At 71.9% G+C, this 16,890-nt stretch carries 15 protein-coding genes; 7 read left to right on the top strand and 8 right to left on the bottom strand.

Annotated elements, in window-relative coordinates; translation table 11 throughout:
- The first annotated feature begins 121 nt into the window (after positions 1–121).
- Genes HD597_RS05760 through HD597_RS05770 form a run of 3 tightly spaced genes read left to right on the top strand, consistent with a single transcriptional unit; the run spans position 122 to position 3,809 of the window.
- Positions 122–1,288: an acyl-CoA dehydrogenase family protein gene (locus tag HD597_RS05760; protein WP_253740664.1), complete on the top strand. Its 1,167-nt coding sequence runs from the start codon at positions 122–124 to the stop codon at positions 1,286–1,288.
- Positions 1,285–2,307, top strand: coding sequence for an acyl-CoA dehydrogenase family protein (locus HD597_RS65715; protein WP_253740665.1), 1,023 nt, complete (start codon positions 1,285–1,287; stop codon positions 2,305–2,307). Before HD597_RS05760 ends, HD597_RS65715 begins: the two co-directional genes overlap by 4 nt.
- Positions 2,307–3,809: an AMP-binding protein gene (locus tag HD597_RS05770; protein ID WP_253740666.1), complete on the top strand. Its 1,503-nt coding sequence runs from the start codon at positions 2,307–2,309 to the stop codon at positions 3,807–3,809. Before HD597_RS65715 ends, HD597_RS05770 begins: the two co-directional genes overlap by 1 nt.
- Here the strand turns inward: HD597_RS05770 and HD597_RS05775 are convergent.
- From HD597_RS05775 to HD597_RS05795, 5 genes are all read right to left on the bottom strand, one after another.
- Complete coding sequence (locus HD597_RS05775) at positions 3,776–4,891, bottom strand: C45 family autoproteolytic acyltransferase/hydrolase (RefSeq protein WP_253740667.1); 1,116 nt, start codon at positions 4,889–4,891, stop codon at positions 3,776–3,778. The two genes, HD597_RS05770 and HD597_RS05775, sit on opposite strands and share 34 nt — an antisense overlap.
- Before the next feature lie 35 nt (positions 4,892–4,926).
- Complete coding sequence (locus tag HD597_RS05780; RefSeq protein ID WP_253740668.1) at positions 4,927–5,883, bottom strand: helix-turn-helix transcriptional regulator; 957 nt, start codon at positions 5,881–5,883, stop codon at positions 4,927–4,929.
- 17 nt (positions 5,884–5,900) lie between these two features.
- On the bottom strand, positions 5,901–7,886 hold the full coding sequence (locus HD597_RS67245; RefSeq protein WP_253740670.1) for a zinc-binding dehydrogenase: 1,986 nt from the start codon (positions 7,884–7,886) through the stop codon (positions 5,901–5,903).
- A gap of 34 nt (positions 7,887–7,920) precedes the next feature.
- Positions 7,921–9,354, bottom strand: coding sequence for an Nramp family divalent metal transporter (locus tag HD597_RS05790; protein ID WP_253740672.1), 1,434 nt, complete (start codon positions 9,352–9,354; stop codon positions 7,921–7,923).
- Positions 9,355–9,419: 65 nt separating this feature from the next.
- Entirely contained in the window at positions 9,420–10,193 is a 774-nt protein-coding gene (locus tag HD597_RS05795) for a GNAT family N-acetyltransferase (protein WP_253740674.1), read from the bottom strand.
- Positions 10,194–10,372: 179 nt separating this feature from the next.
- On the opposite strand from HD597_RS05795, the gene HD597_RS05800 reads away from it, so the two are divergent.
- Positions 10,373–10,771, top strand: coding sequence for an SSI family serine proteinase inhibitor (locus HD597_RS05800; RefSeq protein ID WP_253740675.1), 399 nt, complete (start codon positions 10,373–10,375; stop codon positions 10,769–10,771).
- A 116-nt stretch (positions 10,772–10,887) separates the two neighbouring features.
- Here HD597_RS05800 and HD597_RS05805 read toward each other — a convergent pair whose 3' ends face one another.
- Positions 10,888–11,436, bottom strand: coding sequence for a DinB family protein (locus tag HD597_RS05805; protein WP_253740678.1), 549 nt, complete (start codon positions 11,434–11,436; stop codon positions 10,888–10,890).
- Positions 11,437–11,559: 123 nt separating this feature from the next.
- Between HD597_RS05805 and HD597_RS05810 the strand changes: the two genes are divergently transcribed.
- The 3 genes from HD597_RS05810 (at position 11,560) to HD597_RS05820 (ending at position 14,336) form a co-directional block, all read left to right on the top strand.
- On the top strand, positions 11,560–12,543 hold the full coding sequence (locus HD597_RS05810; RefSeq protein WP_253740679.1) for a helix-turn-helix transcriptional regulator: 984 nt from the start codon (positions 11,560–11,562) through the stop codon (positions 12,541–12,543).
- A 236-nt stretch (positions 12,544–12,779) separates the two neighbouring features.
- Complete coding sequence (locus tag HD597_RS05815; protein ID WP_253740681.1) at positions 12,780–13,349, top strand: P-loop NTPase family protein; 570 nt, start codon at positions 12,780–12,782, stop codon at positions 13,347–13,349.
- A 489-nt stretch (positions 13,350–13,838) separates the two neighbouring features.
- Complete coding sequence (locus HD597_RS05820) at positions 13,839–14,336, top strand: DinB family protein (protein WP_253740682.1); 498 nt, start codon at positions 13,839–13,841, stop codon at positions 14,334–14,336.
- A 146-nt stretch (positions 14,337–14,482) separates the two neighbouring features.
- Here HD597_RS05820 and HD597_RS05825 read toward each other — a convergent pair whose 3' ends face one another.
- Both HD597_RS05825 and HD597_RS05830 read right to left on the bottom strand, forming a co-directional pair.
- On the bottom strand, positions 14,483–15,583 hold the full coding sequence (locus HD597_RS05825) for a M20 family metallopeptidase (protein WP_253740684.1): 1,101 nt from the start codon (positions 15,581–15,583) through the stop codon (positions 14,483–14,485).
- Between the two features lie 148 nt (positions 15,584–15,731).
- Positions 15,732–16,760: a dipeptidase gene (locus HD597_RS05830; RefSeq protein ID WP_253740685.1), complete on the bottom strand. Its 1,029-nt coding sequence runs from the start codon at positions 16,758–16,760 to the stop codon at positions 15,732–15,734.
- Positions 16,761–16,890 lie beyond the last annotated feature (130 nt).

Consider the following 16,890-nt stretch of genomic DNA (forward strand, 5'->3'; position numbering starts at 1 on the left):
GCCTCAGTGATCCCTTACCGGCATCCCCAGGACGAAACGGGCGCGTTTGTCCAGAGCAATGCTCTGTACGTCCCCGGATGCGCTGACTAGAGTAAGTGAGCACTGATGCCGAGGAGTCGATGTGAACCTTGCTGATTATCGGCGTGCGGCCGGCGACTGGCTGCGGGAGAACGCTCCGACCGACGACTACCCGGAAGCCGACGGGATCGCCCGGGCCAAGGAGTTCATGGCCAAGCTCTACGACGCCGGCTACTCCGGCATCACCTGGCCGAAACAGTGGGGCGGCCAGGGGCTGACCCAGGCCGAGGACCGGGTGTTCGCCGAGGAGGCCCGCGACTACACCCTGCCCACCTACATCTTCTCGATCGGCCTGGGCATGACCGGCCCCACGATCGTCGACCGGGGCTCCGACGCCCAGCGCGAGCGGTTCGTCCGGCCGCTGCTGCGCGGCGAGGAGGTCTGGTGCCAGCTCTTCTCCGAGCCCGGCGCCGGCAGCGACGTGGCCAGCCTGCAGACCAGGGCCGTACGCGACGGCGACGACTGGATCGTCAACGGCCAGAAGGTGTGGACCTCCGTCGCCCACCACGCCGACTGGGGGCTGCTGCTCGCCCGTACGGACGTGGACGTGCCCAAGCACAAGGGCCTGACCATGTTCGTGATCGACATGCACCACCCCGGCGTGACCGTCCGGCCGCTGAAGGACATGTCCGGCAGGGCCAACTTCAACGAGATCTTCTTCGACAACGTCACCATCCCCGACGAGCACCGCGTCGGCGAGGTCAACGACGGCTGGAGCGTCGCCGTCACGACGCTGCTGCACGAGCGGCTGTCGATCTCGGCGGGCGTCGGCATGGGCGGCCAGAAGGACCACCCGGCCTCGCTGGAGGCGCTGCGCCAGGCCCTCGACACCAGCGACCCGCTGGTCCGCGACGAGCTCGTCGAGCTGCACGTCCGCAGCCGCGCGCTGGCGCTGTTCAACCAGCGGCTGGCCCAGGAGACCCGGGCCGGCATCTTCCCCGGCGCGCGGGGCAGCGCGGCCAAGCTGCTGCTGGCCGAGCTGACCCTCTACCAGGCCGACCTGGCCACGCGGCTGGTCGGCCCGGAGGCCGCGCTGGCCGACCACCCGCTCGCCCGCGCGATCTCGATGGCTCCCGGCATGGCGCTGGGCGGCGGCACCAACGAGATCATGCGCAACATCGTCGGCGACCGCGTGCTGGGCCTTCCGCCGGAGCCGCGGGTGGACAAGACTGTGCCGTTCAAGGACCTGAAGGTGGGGACGCAGGCGTGAAGCTCGTACTCAGCCAGGAACAGCAGGAGCTGCGCGCGGCCGTGCGCGACTTCCTGCGCACCGCCTCGCCGCTGCCCAAGGTCCGCGAGGGCTACGACCCGCAGGTGTACGCGCGCCTCAACGGCGAGCTGGGCCTGTCCGGGCTGATCGTCCCCGAGGAGTACGGCGGCGCCGGCGCCGGCATGTCGGAGCTGGCCGTCGCGCTGGAGGAGACGGGCGCCGCGCTGCTGCCGGGACCGTTCCTGGCCACCGCGTTCGCGGCGCTCGCGCTGACCCAGGCGCCCGACAAGGAGCTGCAGACCGGCATCGCCGAAGGCCGGATCGCGGCCACGCTCGACAGCACCGAGCTGACCTACGACGGCGGCACGGCCAGCGGCACGCTCGCGCAGGTGCTCTCGGGCGGCGAGGCCGACGTGCTCCTCGCGCCGGCGCGTGAGGCCGGCGCCCTGGTCCTGGTGGCCGTCGAGCTGTCGGGGCCCGGCGTGACCCGGACCGCGCTGGACACGCTCGACCTCACCCGCGGCCAGGCGAAGGTCGTGCTCGACGGCGCGCCCGCGCGCGTGCTCGGCCCGGCGACGGAGACCGGCGTCCTCGACCGGCTGTGCGTGGCCCTGGCCGCCGAGCAGCTCGGCGTGATGCGGGCGGCGCTCGACGCCATCGTCGCCTACGCCAAGATCCGTGTGGCCTTCGGCCGCTACATCGGCTCCTACCAGGGGGTCAAGCACAAGCTCGCCGACATGCACTGCAAGCTCGAACAGGCCGAGTCGATCGTCAGGTACGCCGCCTGGGCCGCCGACGAGTCACCTGACGAGCTGCCCGAGGCCGCCGCGCTCGCCCAGGCCTACGTCGGCCGTGCCTGCTTCGAGGTGGCCCGCGACCACCTGCTGCTGCACGGCGGCATCGGCTACACCTGGGAGCACGACGCCCACCTGTTCTACAAGCGGGCCAAGGCGGACGAAGTGCTGCTGGGCCCGCCCCGGAACCACCGCGCCCGTCTCGGACAACTGCTGGAGCTGTAATGGACGTCAGCGAGCTACCGGGCTTCTACGCCATCGCCGCCGCCGACCCCGGCCGCCTCGCGGTGATCGACACCGACGACACCCGCGTCACCTACGGAGACCTGCTCGCCCGGGTCAACCAGGTCTCGCACGGCCTGCGCGCCCGCGGGCTCACCACCGGCGACGTGGTGGCGGGCGTGCTGCCCAACGGCGTGGACGCGCTGATCATGGTCATGGCGACCGGGCAGATCGGCCTCTACTACGTGCCCATCAACTGGCACCTGACCGACTCCGAGATCGCGTACATCCTGGGCGACTGCGACGCCAAGGTCGTCGTCACCGGGCCTGACCAGCCCGTGCCCGGCGCGGAGGTCGGGACGGCCGGGCTGGCCGAGGGGCAGCCCGCGGACGCGCCCACCGGCCGGACCTCGGGCGCCGTCATGTGGTACACCTCCGGCACCACCGGCTTCCCCAAGGGCGTCCAGCGCGGCCTGCCCGGCGCCGAGCCGGAGGCGATCGTGCCCCTGTACACGTGGTTCTTCGGCGAGGTCGTGGATCTGAGGCCGGGCGACGCGGTGCACCTGGTGACCTCGCCGATGTACCACTCCGCGCCCTGCGCGCACGCCCAGTTCGCGCTGCACCTCGGGCACACCGTGGTGATCACGCCCCGGTTCGACCCGGTGCACATCCTGGAGCTCGTCGAGCGGCACCGGGTGTCCAACGCGATGATGGTGCCGACCATGTTCCACCGGATGTTGCAGCTGCCCGCGGACGTCCGGGCCAAGTACGACGTGTCGAGCCTGCGCCAGGTCATCCACACCGCCGCCGCCTGCCCGGTCTCCGTCAAGCAGCAGATCATGGACTGGTGGGGCCCGGTGCTGTACGAGTACTACGGCTCGACCGAGTCCACGATCGCCTTCTCGGTCAAGCCGCACGACTGGCTGGCCAGGCCCGGCACCGTGGGCCGCCCCGCGCCCACGTTCGAGGCCAAGATCTTCGACGACGGCGGCGAGGAGCTGCCGCCGGGCGAGCCCGGCATGATCTACGTCAAGTCCAGCATGGGCTCCTTCGAGTACCGCAAGGACCCGGCCAAGACCGCCGCCAGCAAGAGAGGCGACTGGTACGCGCCCGGCGACATCGGCTACCTCGACGCGGACGGCTACCTGTTCCTGTGCGACCGGCGCACCGACCTGATCGTCTCCGGCGGGGTGAACATCTACCCCGCCGAGATCGAGGCCGCCCTGCTGGAGCACCCCGCGGTGGCCGACGTGGCCGTCATCGGGGTGCCCGACGAGGAATGGGGACACAACGTGGTCGCCCTCGTGCAGCCGGCCGAGGGCATCGAGCCGGGCCCCGAGCTCACGGTCGAGCTGATGGAGCACTGCGGGCCGCGCATCGCCAGGTTCAAGCACCCGAAGGTGATCGAGTACCGGGAGGCGCTCCCGCGCACCCCCACCGGCAAGCTGTCGCGCTCGAAGGTGCGCGCCGACTACCTCGCCGGGAACACCAGCTCCTCGCTGTAACGCCCGCCTTCGCCCAGGTAGAAGCGCGTGGACAGGGTACGGTCGGCGGTGTCGAAGACCGTGCTCCACAGCGTGCGGAACGGCACGGCGGCCTCCTCGGGCTGCGCGACGGCGCGCAGGCTCTCGCGCAGGTCGCCGGCCGACATGGTGACGCCCTTGCTGCGCTCGTACAGCGTGCGCAGCCGGCTGTAGGAGGCGAAGCTCGACCCGGTGTCCTCCGGCAGGCTCATCGGGTCGGGGTGGCGGTGCAGCAGGTGGTTGGTGACGCACAGCGGGCCGTCGCCGAACTCGATGATGTGCTCGCTGCCGTCCCTGCCGTGCTCCCACACGAACGCCTGGCCGTGCGCGTCGGCGACCAGGTAGTGCAGGGGCATGCCGTGGTCGTACTGCTTGGCGCCCAGCAGCGCCTGCTTGGCCTGGTCCACGTTCTCGCAGGTGTCCATCAGGAAACGGGGCAGCTGCACGCTGTTCACCCCGACCTGCGGCGCGAAGCCCTCCGGCGCCTCCGCTGACTCGAAGTCGGCGACCAGCAGCATGACCGCCAGGCCCGCCGAGTTGATGCCGTCCATGCAGCCGTCGAGCGCCGACATCGTCAGCACCGTGGAGGAGAGCCCCTCGTCGGGGATCGTGGTGATGACGTACGGGCGGGAGGCCATGGGCAGCTCGCCCGGCCGGCGCTCGCCGCCCATGATCTCGCTGGTGGTCGTGGGGAAGAAGTCGTAGTTGCGGCCCACCCTGCCGTGGCCGTCCGTCGCGGCCGAGGGCGGGATCCACAGGGCCGAGCAGCCGTGACCCGCCGGGATGTAGCCCTGGTCGTCGAGGACCAGCCCGTCCTGGTCGGGGTCGAGGCCGAGCACCGCCGCCGCGCCGTCCATGCGGGCGTGGTGCTGCGGCCAGTGGCGCTCGAACCACGTCCGGCGCGCCCGGCCCACGACCGGGTCGATCGGCATGGCGGACCAGCCGAGCCTGCGGGCCTCCTCGGCGAGCGCCTTGCCGATCTCGTACTGGCTGCCGGTGAGCGTGAGGTGGGTGACGAGCTGGAAGTCGTCCTTGCCGCCCGCCACGTGGGTCATGTTCTTCATGTAGGGCAGCCTCGCCGAGCCCGCTGACCGCCGCCTTACCGGCCGCTGACCGCCCGCCGGTAGCGCTCTGACAGCCGCAGCACGTGCTCGGCCAGCTCCGGCGGATCGAGCACCTCGAAGTCCACGCCGAGGAACCCGATCCACACCGCCATCCCGTTGACGTCGTCGCCGCCCAGCTTGAGCAGGCAGGTGGCCTCGTCCACCGGCTCGACCTCCAGGCCCAGGGGCAGCTCCCGCATCCGCTCGGCGGGGGCGTGCAGCAGCACCGTCGCGCGGTAGCGCCACATCGCCGTGTTCAGCCCCTTCTCCACGTACGCCGCCACGTCGCCGTCGCCCGGCAGCTCGCGCGGGGTGAAGCGGGGGCCCGACGGCGTGCGCAGGCGCATCCTGTCCACCCTGAACGTGCGCCAGCCGCCGCGGTCCACGTCGTAGCCCACGAGGTACCAGCGGCCGCGCCGGTGCACCAGACGGTGCGGCTCGACGTTGCGCATCGTCGCGTCACCCTCGTGGCCGGTGTAGTCGAAGCGCAGGCCCTCGTGGTCGCGGGCCGCGTTCGCGATCGTGGTCAGCACCTCCGGCGGCACGGACGGCGCGTTGCCCGGGATCTGCACCGTGTAGGCGTTGAGCGCGCTCACCCGCCGCCGCAGCCGGGACGGGAGCACCTGCTCCAGCTTGGCCAGGGCGCGGACCGAGGTCTCCTCGATGCCCTCGACGCCGCCCCCGGCCGCCCGGCCCAGCCCGACCGCCACCGCCACGGCCTCCTCGTCGTCCAGCAGCAGCGGCGGCAGCGCCGCCCCCGCCCCCAGCCGGTAGCCGCCCGCCACGCCCGGGGTGGCGTGCACCGGATAGCCGAGCGAGCGCAGGCGCTCCACGTCGTTGCGGATGGTCCTGGTCGAGACGCCGAGCCGGGTCGACAGCTCCGGGCCCGACCAGTCGCGGTGCGCCTGGAGCAGGGACAGGAGCTTGAGCAGGCGGGCCGAGGTTTCCAGCATGGGCACCAGTGTGCCCGCTATTGCGGCAAGGACGCTTCCGTGTTGATGACCGCCGCGTTGACGGCTTCCACGTTGACGACTGCCGTGTTGACGAGTTCCGTGGTGATGACCAGCTTGCCGAGGAAGTGGCCCTCCTCGCTGCGGCGGTGGGCGTCCGCCGCCCGCTCCAGGGGGAACACCTCGGCGACCGGCAGCCGTACGTGCGGCGACTCGCGCAGCGCCCGCGCGGCGGCCACGGCCCCGTCGCCGGTCGAGAAGCGCACCCCGAGCCGTTCCGCCCCCTCCCGGTCGGCGATCGTGATCACCCTGCCGGGGTCGCCGGTGAGCTCGATCGACAGGGCCAGCTCGCCCCGGCCCGAGGCGTCCAGCACCCGATCGACGGACCGCGGCAGGCGCCGCTCCAGCCCCTCGCCGTAGGTCACGGGCCGCACGCCGAGCCCGCGCAGGAACTCGTGGTGGCGCTCGCTCGCCGTGCCGACGACCGTGGCGCCCCTGGCCAGGGCGAGCTGCGCGGCGGCCAGGCCGACGCCGCCCGCGACCGCGTGGATCAGCAGCGTCTCGCCCTCCTGGAGGGCGAGGTCGCGCAGCGCGCGTCGGGCCGTCTCGACGGCCACGGGCAGCGCCGCGGCCTCCTCGTAGGTGAGGTCGTCCGGCTTGTACGCCAGCGCGTCCGCCTCGGCGATCGCGTGCGTGGCCACGGCGCCCGGCGCCACCTGCCCGTACACCGGGTCGCCGAGCCGCAGCCCGGTCACGCCCTCGCCGAGCGCGTCCACCGTGCCCGCCAGCTCCATGCCGGTCCCCTGCGGCCCGTCGGGCGGGGCGCCGCGGAAGCCGCGCCGCATCTTCCAGTCGATGGGGTTCACGCCTGCCGCCCTCACCGCCACCCGCACCTGGCCGGGGCCCGGCTCGGGCAGCGGGATCTCCGTCAGCTCCAGCACCTCGGGGCCGCCGTGCCCGTCGTAGCGGACGGCCTGCGCGCAGGCCAGCAGCAGGGCCTTGCCGACCAGCTCGCGGGCCTCCAGCGCGGCGTGCGCCTCGGCCGCCCGCTCCAGCGGCACGACCAGGCCCACGGCGGTCGCCAGACGTCCGGCCGCCGCCTCCTTCAGCGCCTGCTCGGCCAGGCGGGTGAACTCGTCTGGGGTGAACTGGACCTGCTCCATGCCGATCACCCGGACCTCGCGCCGCTCGGCCTCCGCCCTCTCGACGGGGGCCGTCGAACCGCTGGGCACTCCGTACGCGAAGAACGTTCCGCCGCGTGCGGTCCGCGCGAACGCCGCCGCGCCGACCTCACCACCGACCCCGTCGAAGACGACATCGAAAGCCCCAGCAGCGGCCTGGCCTCCGGCCCCGCCGAACGCGTCGGCCCTTGTTCCGGCTCTCGTTCCGGCCCCGGCGGCTTCGGCGGCCGGTCCCGTCAGCTCCGAGTAGTCCACGGCCTGGGCCGCCCCCGCCGCCAAGGCCGCCTCGCGCTTGGCCGGGCCGTGCGCCGCCGCCGTCACCAGGGCGCCGGCCGCGCTCGCGAGCCGTACCAGCGGCAGCCCCAGCGCGCCACCGGCCCCCGTGACCAGCACCCGCGTGCCGGGCCGCAGCTCCGCCGCCTCCACCAGGCTCAGCGCGGCCGGACCGACCTGGACGAGTGCCGCGGCCTGCCACAGCGGCACCTCGTCGGGCACCGCGACGACCGTCTCCACGCCCGCCACGGCGCGCTCGGCGTAGGCTCCGCCGCCGGGGAGCAGCGCGGCCACCCGCCGCCCCGCCCACCCGGCCTCGACCCCGTCGCCGGCCGCGATCACCCGCCCGGCCACGCCGGTGCCGGGCACGTACGGCGGCCGGGCGGGGAACCAGTCACGCCCCCACCCGGCACGCAGCTGCGTGTCGACGGACATCACGTCCACCACCGACACGCCGATCACGACCTGCCCCGGCCCCGCCTCGGGGTCGGGCGCCCGCCCGGCCACCAGCACCTCGGGACCGCCGAACCTCGTCACCTCGGCAATCTTCATGGCGCCGAGTGTGGTACCTCAAGCTCGGTTGAGGTCAACCTCCCATGAGGCGCTGAGCCTGCTGGACGACCACGATCACGGTCAGCGTGCCGAAGAACGCCACCGACCAGACCAGCGCGCCCAGCCGGTACGACCGCACCTTGATGGCCTCGGGCAGCGCCCGCCGGTTGAGGATGATCAGCAGGATCGAGTACACGAACATCATCACGGCCGCGAAGCACGCCGAGAACACCAGCAGGATCAGCGGCTGGTCCAGGCCCGCCAGCAGGATGACGGTGCCGATCAGCGCCATCGCCCACACCGTGTAGAAGTAGACCCGGTTCACCGAGACGGACCTGTCACGCAGGTAGACCGTCTTGATGGTGTCGGAGGCCAGCCGCGAGGTGTAGTCGACGATGCCCATGGCCGAGGCGAACAGGGCCAGCGCCCCGATCACCCAGAACAGCAGGCCGAACCACGTGCCGACCGTGCTCTGCAGCACCTGGCCCTCGACCTCCAGGAAGCCGATGCTGTTCTCCAGCCCCGGCCGGCCGAACACCGTGGAGTGGGCCAGCATCGACATGAGCGCGATCGTCACGAACGACACCATGGCGAACGTCCACGCCTGCTCGATGTTGGCGAAGCGCCACCACTGCTTCCACCGCGCCAGGTTCTCCTTCGTCGGCGCGAACTGGAAGCCGGTCGAGGAGACCGCCTCCTCGTGACCCGTGACGGGGCTGACCAGGCGCGGGACGTACACGCCCATGCCGAAGCCCTTGTCGCGGATCCAGTTGCTCTGGCACAGGTTCTGGCCGCCGCCCGCGCCGGCGTACGCGATGGCGCCCATCAGCACCGCGAACTCCAGCGGCGGCACCGGGAACCTGGCCCCGACCGTCAGGCCCCTGCCCAGCTCCACCCAGCTCTCCGCGTTGATCGCGAACAGGATCGCCACCACGATCAGCGTCGCCACCAGCGCGATCTTCACGAAGATGACCCGTTCGAGCAGGATGTAGATCACGGGCGCCATGGTCAGGCTGATCGCGATCAGCAGCAGCATGCCGATCGCGATCCACCGTACGGCGCCCTCGCCCGAGCCGGTCAGGTACGTGACCATGGTCGCGGACGTGGTCACCCAGCCCGGCCAGAGGTTCGAGCAGAGTGTCATGATTACGAAGACCAGGCCCCAGTGTTTCCACATGCGGCTGAATCCGGTCAGCGCGGTCTCGCCGGTGGCCAGGGTGTAACGCTCGATCTCCATGTTCAGGAACCACTGGGTGATGATGCCGATCGCGGCTCCCCAGATGAACACGAGGCCGACTTGCGAGGCGATGTACGGCCAGAGGATGAACTCGCCCGACGCGAGCCCGACACCGGCGCCCACCAGGCCGGGGCCGATGACCCGCCACGTCGATCGGGGCGGCTCGGGTAGGTCGCGCACGGCGACGGTGGGTAGGACTCGCGCAGGAACGGTGGGGGTGAATTCCGCCATGCGGATCTCCTTGCTCAGCTTGCTTGCCCGCCACATTACAGAGACCCGAAACACCAGTGGAATACCTAGTTAATTACCACCACGTATTCGCCTCGTTCCGTGAATCCCGCCACACGCGCCCCGGCCGCCATGGCCCCGCCGAGCGCGTCGCGCACCGCCATCCGCCACGCCATCGCCTTCCCGGCGTCCTGCCGCCGCAACCCCTCCACGTCGCGCGGCGTCCCCACGAGCAGCACCCGGCGCCCGCCGGGGTCCCCGATCACGGGGCGGCCGTCGTCCGCCTCCCGCACCAGCGTGTACGCCTCCTCCGGGCACGCCTTCTCCTCCTGCCCGCCGGTGACGCGCCACACCGCGAGCAGCCGGTCCGAGGCGTCGCCCTCGTTGATCGCGTCCGCCATCGCCCCGTAGAACTCCGTCAGGTACGCCTCCGGCCGCGCGCCCAGCTTGACCAGGTTGAAGTGGGCGTTGCGCCGGACGAGCGGGTCGAACGTCCACGTGATCCGCGCCAGCCCGCGCTCCCGGCACCAGGCGCGCTGGTGCAGCTTCAGCGCGTACCCGACGCCCCTGCCGATGACGGCCCCCGTGACGTGCGAGTGCAGCGCCTCGCCCGACGCCAGGAACCCCACGGACGCCCCGACCAGGGCGTCACCCGCGAACGCCCCGGCGACGTAGTTGCCCGTGTGCGCGAACCCGGCCATCAGCTCCACGGTCACCGGCACGTTCGCCGGCTCCGGATGCCAGATCTCGTCGAAGAGCCGGTAGACCTGCTCGAACTCGCCGATCTCCCGCAGCTCCCTGATCACCACGCCGGCCCTGGCCGCCGCCTCCTCATGCTCCATCCCTCCATTTACGCACGCGGTCACGGCTGCTCTGCCTATGAGCTGCGAAGATAGCTGTCTGTATCTGATCCATCACGGAGTGATACCTACGCCGATCCTGGTCATCGCCATCTCACTCCCTGTAGTCATGGTGGGTGCGTCGTCCCATGCCGGGACGCCCATTGACCAGGGAGGACATCATGTCGCTCGTGCTGACCGCCGCCCGCAGGCTGGCTGCGCTCGGACTGTGCGCCGCCGCGGTAATCGCCGGCCCGTTCACGACGCTTCCCGCCCACGCCGCCGCCGGGGCGGACCTCTACATCACCGTCACCCCGCGCGACGGCGGCGCGTACTCGATGCGCCTCACCTGCGACCCTGACGGGGGCCTGCACCCGTACCCGCGGGCGGCCTGCGACGCGCTGCGCTCGGTGGACGGCTACCTGCACGACCTGGAGGTCGATCCCGGGCCCTGTCCGCTGATCTGGGATCCGGTGGAGGTGGAGGCGCAGGGACACTGGTACGGGCGGCCTGAGTCGTACTACGAGGAGTTCCCGAACCGGTGCGTGCTGGAACGGGAGCTCGGCCCGGTCGCCGGCTAGCCGGCAGAGACCTGACGGCGACGCCTGCCTCCCGGGCAGGCGTCGCCCTGTCACTCCAGCCGCTCGCCGCACGATCGGCCGCTCGGCCGGCCCGCGCGCTCGCCGCAGCCGCTTGCTCAGCCCATGCTCTTGGCGCCGTCCAGCGACTCGCGGATGATGTCGGCGTGCCCTGCGTGCTGCGACGTCTCGGCGATGAGCTGCAGCAGCACCCGCCTGGCCGACCGGCGCTCGCCGGGCCGGAACCACGGCGCGGCCGGCAGCGGGTGATCGACGTCCAGGTCCGGCAGGGTGACGACCACCTCATCGGTCCTCTTGGCCGCCTCCTCGTACTCGGCCAGCACCCCGGCCAGCGTCTCGCCGGGCAGCAGCCGGAACCCGTCCGTGAACTCCGCCAGGTCGGCCTCGGTCATCGCGGTGAAGTCCTTCATCGCCGACGGGCCTTGCAGGATGAAGTCCACCCAGTTCCGCTCCATCTGCGCCACGTGCTTGATCAGACCGCCCAGGGTCAGCTCGCTGGCGGTCGTCCGCGTCCCGGCCTGCTCGTCGGTGAGGTCGCGGGTGGTGAAGCGCAGGAAGTGACGGCTCTGCGCCAGCGCCGCCAGCAGGTCGGCGCGCTCCCCGGTCACGTCGCTGGTGCTGCCCGGGTTCGGCGTGTTGACGGTCATGATCGCTGCCTTCCGTTGGGATGTTCTGCCGCTCGAGAACAGTGAGGCGTTCCTCTCGCTCAAGAAACAGACTGTCAGCCATAGCGGCCACTTCCTGACCTGAATGGCGGAAGAATCGGGAACATGGCGAACACCAGCACCCGGACGCTGCGGCTGCTCTCCCTGCTGCAGACCCACCGCTACTGGCCGGGCGCCGAGCTGTCCGAGCGGCTCGGCGTCTCCGCCCGCACCCTGCGCAGGGACGTCGGCAGGCTGCGCGAGCTCGGCTACCCCGTCCAGGCGCAGCGCGGCGTGGACGGCGGCTACCAGCTCGCGGCGGGCGCCGCCCTGCCGCCGCTGGTGATCGACGACGAGGAGGCGGTCGCCCTGGCCGTGGGGCTGCAGGCCGCCGCGCAGAACCCGGTGGAGGGCATCGCGGAGTCCTCGGTCCGGGTGCTGGCCAAGGTGGTGCAGGTGATGCCGGTCCGGCTGCGGCGGCGGATCGACGCGCTGCGCGCCATGACCGTCTCCGCAGGCTGGGCCGGCCAGGCCAGGGCGGGCGTCGACCCGGGCGTCCTGACCGCGATCGCGCTGACCTGCCGCGACACCGAACGGCTCCGCTTCTCCTACACCGCCGCCGACGGCCGGCGCACCGACCGGCACACCGAGCCGCACCGGCTGGTGTCACTCGGCCGCCGCTGGTACCTGGTCGCCTACGACCTGGAGCGGCACGACTGGCGCAGCTTCCGGGTCGACCGGCTGTCGGCGCCGCAGGGCACCGGCGCCCGCTTCCGCCCCCGTACGCTGCCCACGGCCGACGCCGCCGAGTTCGTCCGCGCCGGCCTGGACGGCCTGCCCCGCTCCTACCAGGTGGAGGTCCTGGTGCACGCCCCTGCCGGGGCGGTGCGGGAGCGCATCGGCAGGTGGAGCACGGTCGAGGAGATCGACGAGAGCCGGTGCCGGGTGCGCATGGTCGTCGACTCCCTGGAATGGCCCATCATGGCCTTGGGCGTGCTCGACGCGGACTTCCACGTTCTCGACCCACCCGAGCTGCTCGACCAGCTCCGCACCTGGGGCGCCCGCTTCACCCGCGCGGGCGCAGCAGAGCACGGTCCCGGTGGAGAGTGACCCAGACCTGAAGCGCCCGGCGGGCCGGGCGGACGGTGACCCGGGCATGCCGCGGCCGGTGACGTGGGTGGACGGTGACCCGGGCATGCCGCGGCCGGTGACGTGGGTGGACGGTGATTCGGGCACGACCTGACCGGCGGGGCGGCGGACGGTGATCCAGGCGTGCCGCGGCCGGTGGCATGGGCGGACGGCTGTTCGGGCATGACGCGGCTGGTGAGGTGGACGGTGACTCAGGCATGACATGGCCGGCGGGCCGGAGCCCGCGCAGGATCGCGGTGCTCGGTTGCGGTGGCAGCGGGAAGACCGTCCTGGCCAACCGCCTCGGCGCGGCACTCGGCATCCCCGTCACCCACCTGGACGCCCTCTACTACGACGACACCTGGACACCGCTGCCGCAGGAGGAGTTCGCCCGGCGGCAACGGTCGCTCGTCGCCCGCGAGTCATGGATCGCCGACGGCAACTACGCCTCCACCCTCCCCATCCGCCTCGCCGCCGCAGACACAGTGATCTTCCTCGACCTGCCCGCCCTGACCTGCCTGCGGGGCATCGCCACCCGCCGATGGCGACACCGGGGCGGCCAGCATGCCGAGACCGGCGTGTACGACCGCATCACCTGGGACTTCATCACCTACATCTGCCGCTACCGGAAGACCATGGCCCCACGCGTCCGCGCCCTGCTGGCCGAGCACGTCACCGCCCCCACGAACGTCATCGTGCTACGCAGCCGCAAGGCAGTCGACCAGTGGCACGCCGCCCTTCCCCACAAGCCCAACCCACCCCACACCGAACAAGCCCCTTTTCCGTGAGCCGAGGGCCGCCCCACACCGAGCATGCCCTTCCCCGGTGAGCCGAGGGCCGCCCACACCGAGCATGCCCTTTCCCGGTGAGCCGAGGGCCGCCCACACCGAGCATGCCCTTTCCCGGTGAGCCGAGGGCCGCCCACACCGAGCATGCCCCTTCCCGGTGAGCCGAGGGCCGCCCACACCGAGCATGCCCCTTCCCGGTGAGCCGAGGGCCGCCCACACCGAGCATGCCCCTTCCCGGTGAGCCGAGTTCGCCTGGCACCGGATGACCACCTTCCTGCCAAGCCCAGCCCTCCCCACACCACGTACGCCCTTCACTGCGAGCTGCACTGGCCCGCACCGGATGACGACCTTCCCGGCGAGCCGAGCCCAGGGCCCGTACCGAACACCCTCGCCCCTCGCCCGCCCCCCCACCACGCCTAATTGCTTTGCGCTTCCGACCTGCGGCCGAACAGGATCGTGGCGACGTGCCGGACGAAGGAAAGGAAGGCCATGAACGAGATCCTGCTCGACGCGATCCGCCACAACAACTGGGCCACCAGGCGACTCATCGAGTTCTGCCAGGCCCAGAACCTTCCGCCGGACCAACTCGAGGTGCCCGGAGTCGGCACCTTCGGCGGCATTCTCGCCACTCTCCGCCACATCGTGGACTGCGACGGAAGCTACGCCCAGCGCCTCGCCGGAGCCGAGCTCCCCTGGGTGCACAGCGAGGGCGAGGTCGATCTGCAGGAACTGCTCGCTCGGGCCTCGGCGTCGGAGCAGGTCTGGGAGGACATCCTGGCCAAGCCGATCGACGCGGAACGAGTGATCGTCGTGGACCAGGAAACACGCGAGGTCCGCGCCGGCATCTTCCTGGCCCAGGCTCTCAACCACGCCAATCACCATCGCGAGCAGGTCTGCGCCATCCTCACAGCCTTCGGCATCCAACCCCCGGACATCCAGGCCTGGGAGTACGCCTGGGCCACAGCCCGCATCTGGGACCGCCCCTGACATCACATCGCCCCTCGCCACCTTGGCCGCGCATCATGCCCACGCCCAACCCAGCGCGTTGACGCCCCTTCAGCACTTCACGCCGCCCGCGCATGGACGGCCCTTCAGCACCCTCACACCGCCCGCGCGCTGACGCCCGCCCGCCCCTACCGGACCGCCTCGATGAGCGCCCGTAGCAGGGCCGTGCGTCCCGGCATCTCGGCGACGATGGCGTGTTCGTGATCCGCGTGGGCGCCGCCACCCACCGCGCCCAGCCCGTCGAGGGTGGGGCAGCCGACCCCGGCCGTGAAGTTGCCGTCGGAGGCGCCGCCCACCGAGGCCGATGCCAGCGTGCCCAGCCCCAGCCCCGCCGCCAGCTCCTGCGCCAGCGCGAAGAGGCCGGCGGACATCGAGGCCTCCAGGGGCGGCCGGTTGGGGCCGCCGAGGATTTCCAGGCGGGTGCCCGGCACCACGGGGCGCAGCGCGTGCATCGCCGCGTCCACCCGAGCCTGCTCCGCGACCTCCGCCACCCGCACGTCCACGCCCACCGAGGCGGCGGCCGGCACCGTGTTGAAGGACGTGCCGCCCGACAGCACCGTCGGCGTGACCGTGGTCGCCCCCGCGCCCATGGCGGCGACCGACAGGATCTGGTGGGCGAGCTCGATGCCGGCGTTGGCGCCCTTCTCCGGCTCGAGCCCGGCGTGCGCCGCCTTGCCGTGCACGTTGACGGTGTAGTTGGAGGTGCCCTTGCGGGCGGTCTTCAGCGCTCCGCCGTCGGCGCCGGCCTCCATGACGAAGGTGGCGGCCAGCCCGCGGGCGGTCTCCTGGATCAGGGGCGAGGAGGTGAGCGAGCCGACCTCCTCGTCGCCGGTGATCAGCAAGGTGACGCCGTCGAGCGAGCCGAGCCCGGCCAGCGCGTGGAACGTCTGCACCAGCCCCGCCTTCATGTCGAAGACCCCCGGCCCCCGCGCCACCCCGTCCACCAGGGACCACGGGTGGGTGGCGAGGGTGCCGATCGGCCAGACGGTGTCGTGGTGACCGAGCAGCAGGACCCTGGGCGTGCCGAACGACCAGCGCAGGTGCGTGACGCCGTCGATCACCAGGAACTCCGGACCGGTGCCCAGGTGGCGGGCGCCCATCGCGGCCACCACCTTCGCGCTGCGGGCCACGGCCTCCAGGTCACTGGAGAAGGACTCGCACAGGACCAGCTCCTCCAGGTCTTCGACCATGCCGGCGGCCTGCTGGGAGGTGTTGTCGATCATGCTCATGATCGTCGTCCTCCGAGAAGTGACTTCGGCCTGCTGTGCGAGACCTGCGACGGCCGGGCGCCAGGGCCCCGCGACCGCAGGGTGGCAGGGCCCTGTGACGGCAGGGTGGCAGGGCTCGGCGGCGGCTGGGTGGCAGGGGCCGGGGCTGTCACGAGAGGAGCTCGCCGAAGAGCCGGTGGACGTTGCCGCCGATGATCTGCATCACGTCCTTCTCCGGCAGCCCGCGCGCGAGCAGCCCCTCCGTGACCATGGGCAGCCCGCGCGGCCCCTCCAGGCCCTGGATCGCCTGCTTCGGGTCCACCCCTCTGGTGTGCAGGTCCTCGCAGCAGGGCGGCGTCAGGTCGTCCATCACCTCGCGGATGAAGTCGGGGCCGAGACCCACGTGGTCGATGCCGGCGACGGACACGATGTGCTCGATGTGGTCGAGCAGGCGGTCGAGCGTCATGTCCTCCTCGCGCTCGGCGAGGAACGGGGCGAAGAAGTTGACGCAGATGACGCCGCCGGTGGCGGCGACGGCCCTGAGCTGGTCGTCGGTGAGGTTGCGGTGGTGGTCGCGCAGGGCGCGGGCGGAGGAGTGGGTGGCGATGACCGGCCTGGTGGCCAGCTCCAGCACGTGGGCGACGCCCGAGGCGCCCAGATGGGAGACGTCGAAGACGATGCCCAGGCGCTCCATCTCCTGCAGGGCCGCGACGCCGGCTGAGGTCAGGCCGCTGCCCGTGGCGTCCTCGCCGCTGCCGTCGGCCAGCGGGGTGCGGCCGAAGTGGGCGATGGAGGCCACCCGAACGCCCAGGCGGTGCACGGTCGGGATCAGCTCGACGCTGGCGTCGAGGCCGGGCATGCTCTCCATCGCGAGCACCAGGGCGATCTTGCCGTCGTCGAGCGCCCGGTCGATGTCGGAGGCGTCGAGGCAGAGGCGTACGTGGTCGGGGTTGCCCTCCGCCAGCACGTGCGCGCACTCGATCATGCGCAGGGTCTGCCGCAGCGCGCCCTCCGGGAGAAACTGGTCGTCGATGAAGACGGGCAGCACCTGCAGGTTGACGCCTCCGTCGAGGAGCTGCGGCAGCCATCTCTCCCGGAAGAACGAGGCCCACTGGTGCGGAGGCCTGGCGGAGACCGCCATCAGCAGGTCGTTGTGAGTGTCGGCCACGACAGCGCGCTGGTGCAGGGGAAGCGTCATGGCAGGACGGTATCGCGAGGCTGGGACCTGCTCCAATGCGTCCCAGGTCCGATTTTTTTGATCAGTTGTACGACCTGGGTTTGATGGACTGCCCGCCCACCGGGCCGGCTGAACGCCGGTTCGCCTCAGC

It is taken from the genome of Nonomuraea thailandensis (assembly GCF_024172165.1).
Classification (GTDB): domain Bacteria; phylum Actinomycetota; class Actinomycetes; order Streptosporangiales; family Streptosporangiaceae; genus Nonomuraea; species Nonomuraea thailandensis.

Bases quoted from the DNA above. Each gene is read 5' to 3' on its own strand.
- HD597_RS05775 (WP_253740667.1), bottom strand. From the start codon at position 4,891: ATGAAGAACATGACCCACGTGGCGGGCGGCAAGGACGACTTCCAGCTC.
- HD597_RS05810 (WP_253740679.1), top strand. From the start codon at position 11,560: ATGGCGAACACCAGCACCCGGACGCTGCGGCTGCTCTCCCTGCTGCAG.
- HD597_RS05780 (WP_253740668.1), bottom strand. From the start codon at position 5,883: ATGCTGGAAACCTCGGCCCGCCTGCTCAAGCTCCTGTCCCTGCTCCAG.
- HD597_RS67245 (WP_253740670.1), bottom strand. From the start codon at position 7,886: ATGAAGATTGCCGAGGTGACGAGGTTCGGCGGTCCCGAGGTGCTGGTG.
- HD597_RS05770 (WP_253740666.1), top strand. From the start codon at position 2,307: ATGGACGTCAGCGAGCTACCGGGCTTCTACGCCATCGCCGCCGCCGAC.
- HD597_RS05795 (WP_253740674.1), bottom strand. From the start codon at position 10,193: ATGGAGCATGAGGAGGCGGCGGCCAGGGCCGGCGTGGTGATCAGGGAG.
- HD597_RS05815 (WP_253740681.1), top strand. From the start codon at position 12,780: ATGACATGGCCGGCGGGCCGGAGCCCGCGCAGGATCGCGGTGCTCGGT.
- HD597_RS05820 (WP_253740682.1), top strand. From the start codon at position 13,839: ATGAACGAGATCCTGCTCGACGCGATCCGCCACAACAACTGGGCCACC.
- HD597_RS05805 (WP_253740678.1), bottom strand. From the start codon at position 11,436: ATGACCGTCAACACGCCGAACCCGGGCAGCACCAGCGACGTGACCGGG.
- HD597_RS05800 (WP_253740675.1), top strand. From the start codon at position 10,373: ATGTCGCTCGTGCTGACCGCCGCCCGCAGGCTGGCTGCGCTCGGACTG.
- HD597_RS05825 (WP_253740684.1), bottom strand. From the start codon at position 15,583: ATGAGCATGATCGACAACACCTCCCAGCAGGCCGCCGGCATGGTCGAA.
- HD597_RS05790 (WP_253740672.1), bottom strand. From the start codon at position 9,354: ATGGCGGAATTCACCCCCACCGTTCCTGCGCGAGTCCTACCCACCGTC.
- HD597_RS05830 (WP_253740685.1), bottom strand. From the start codon at position 16,760: ATGACGCTTCCCCTGCACCAGCGCGCTGTCGTGGCCGACACTCACAAC.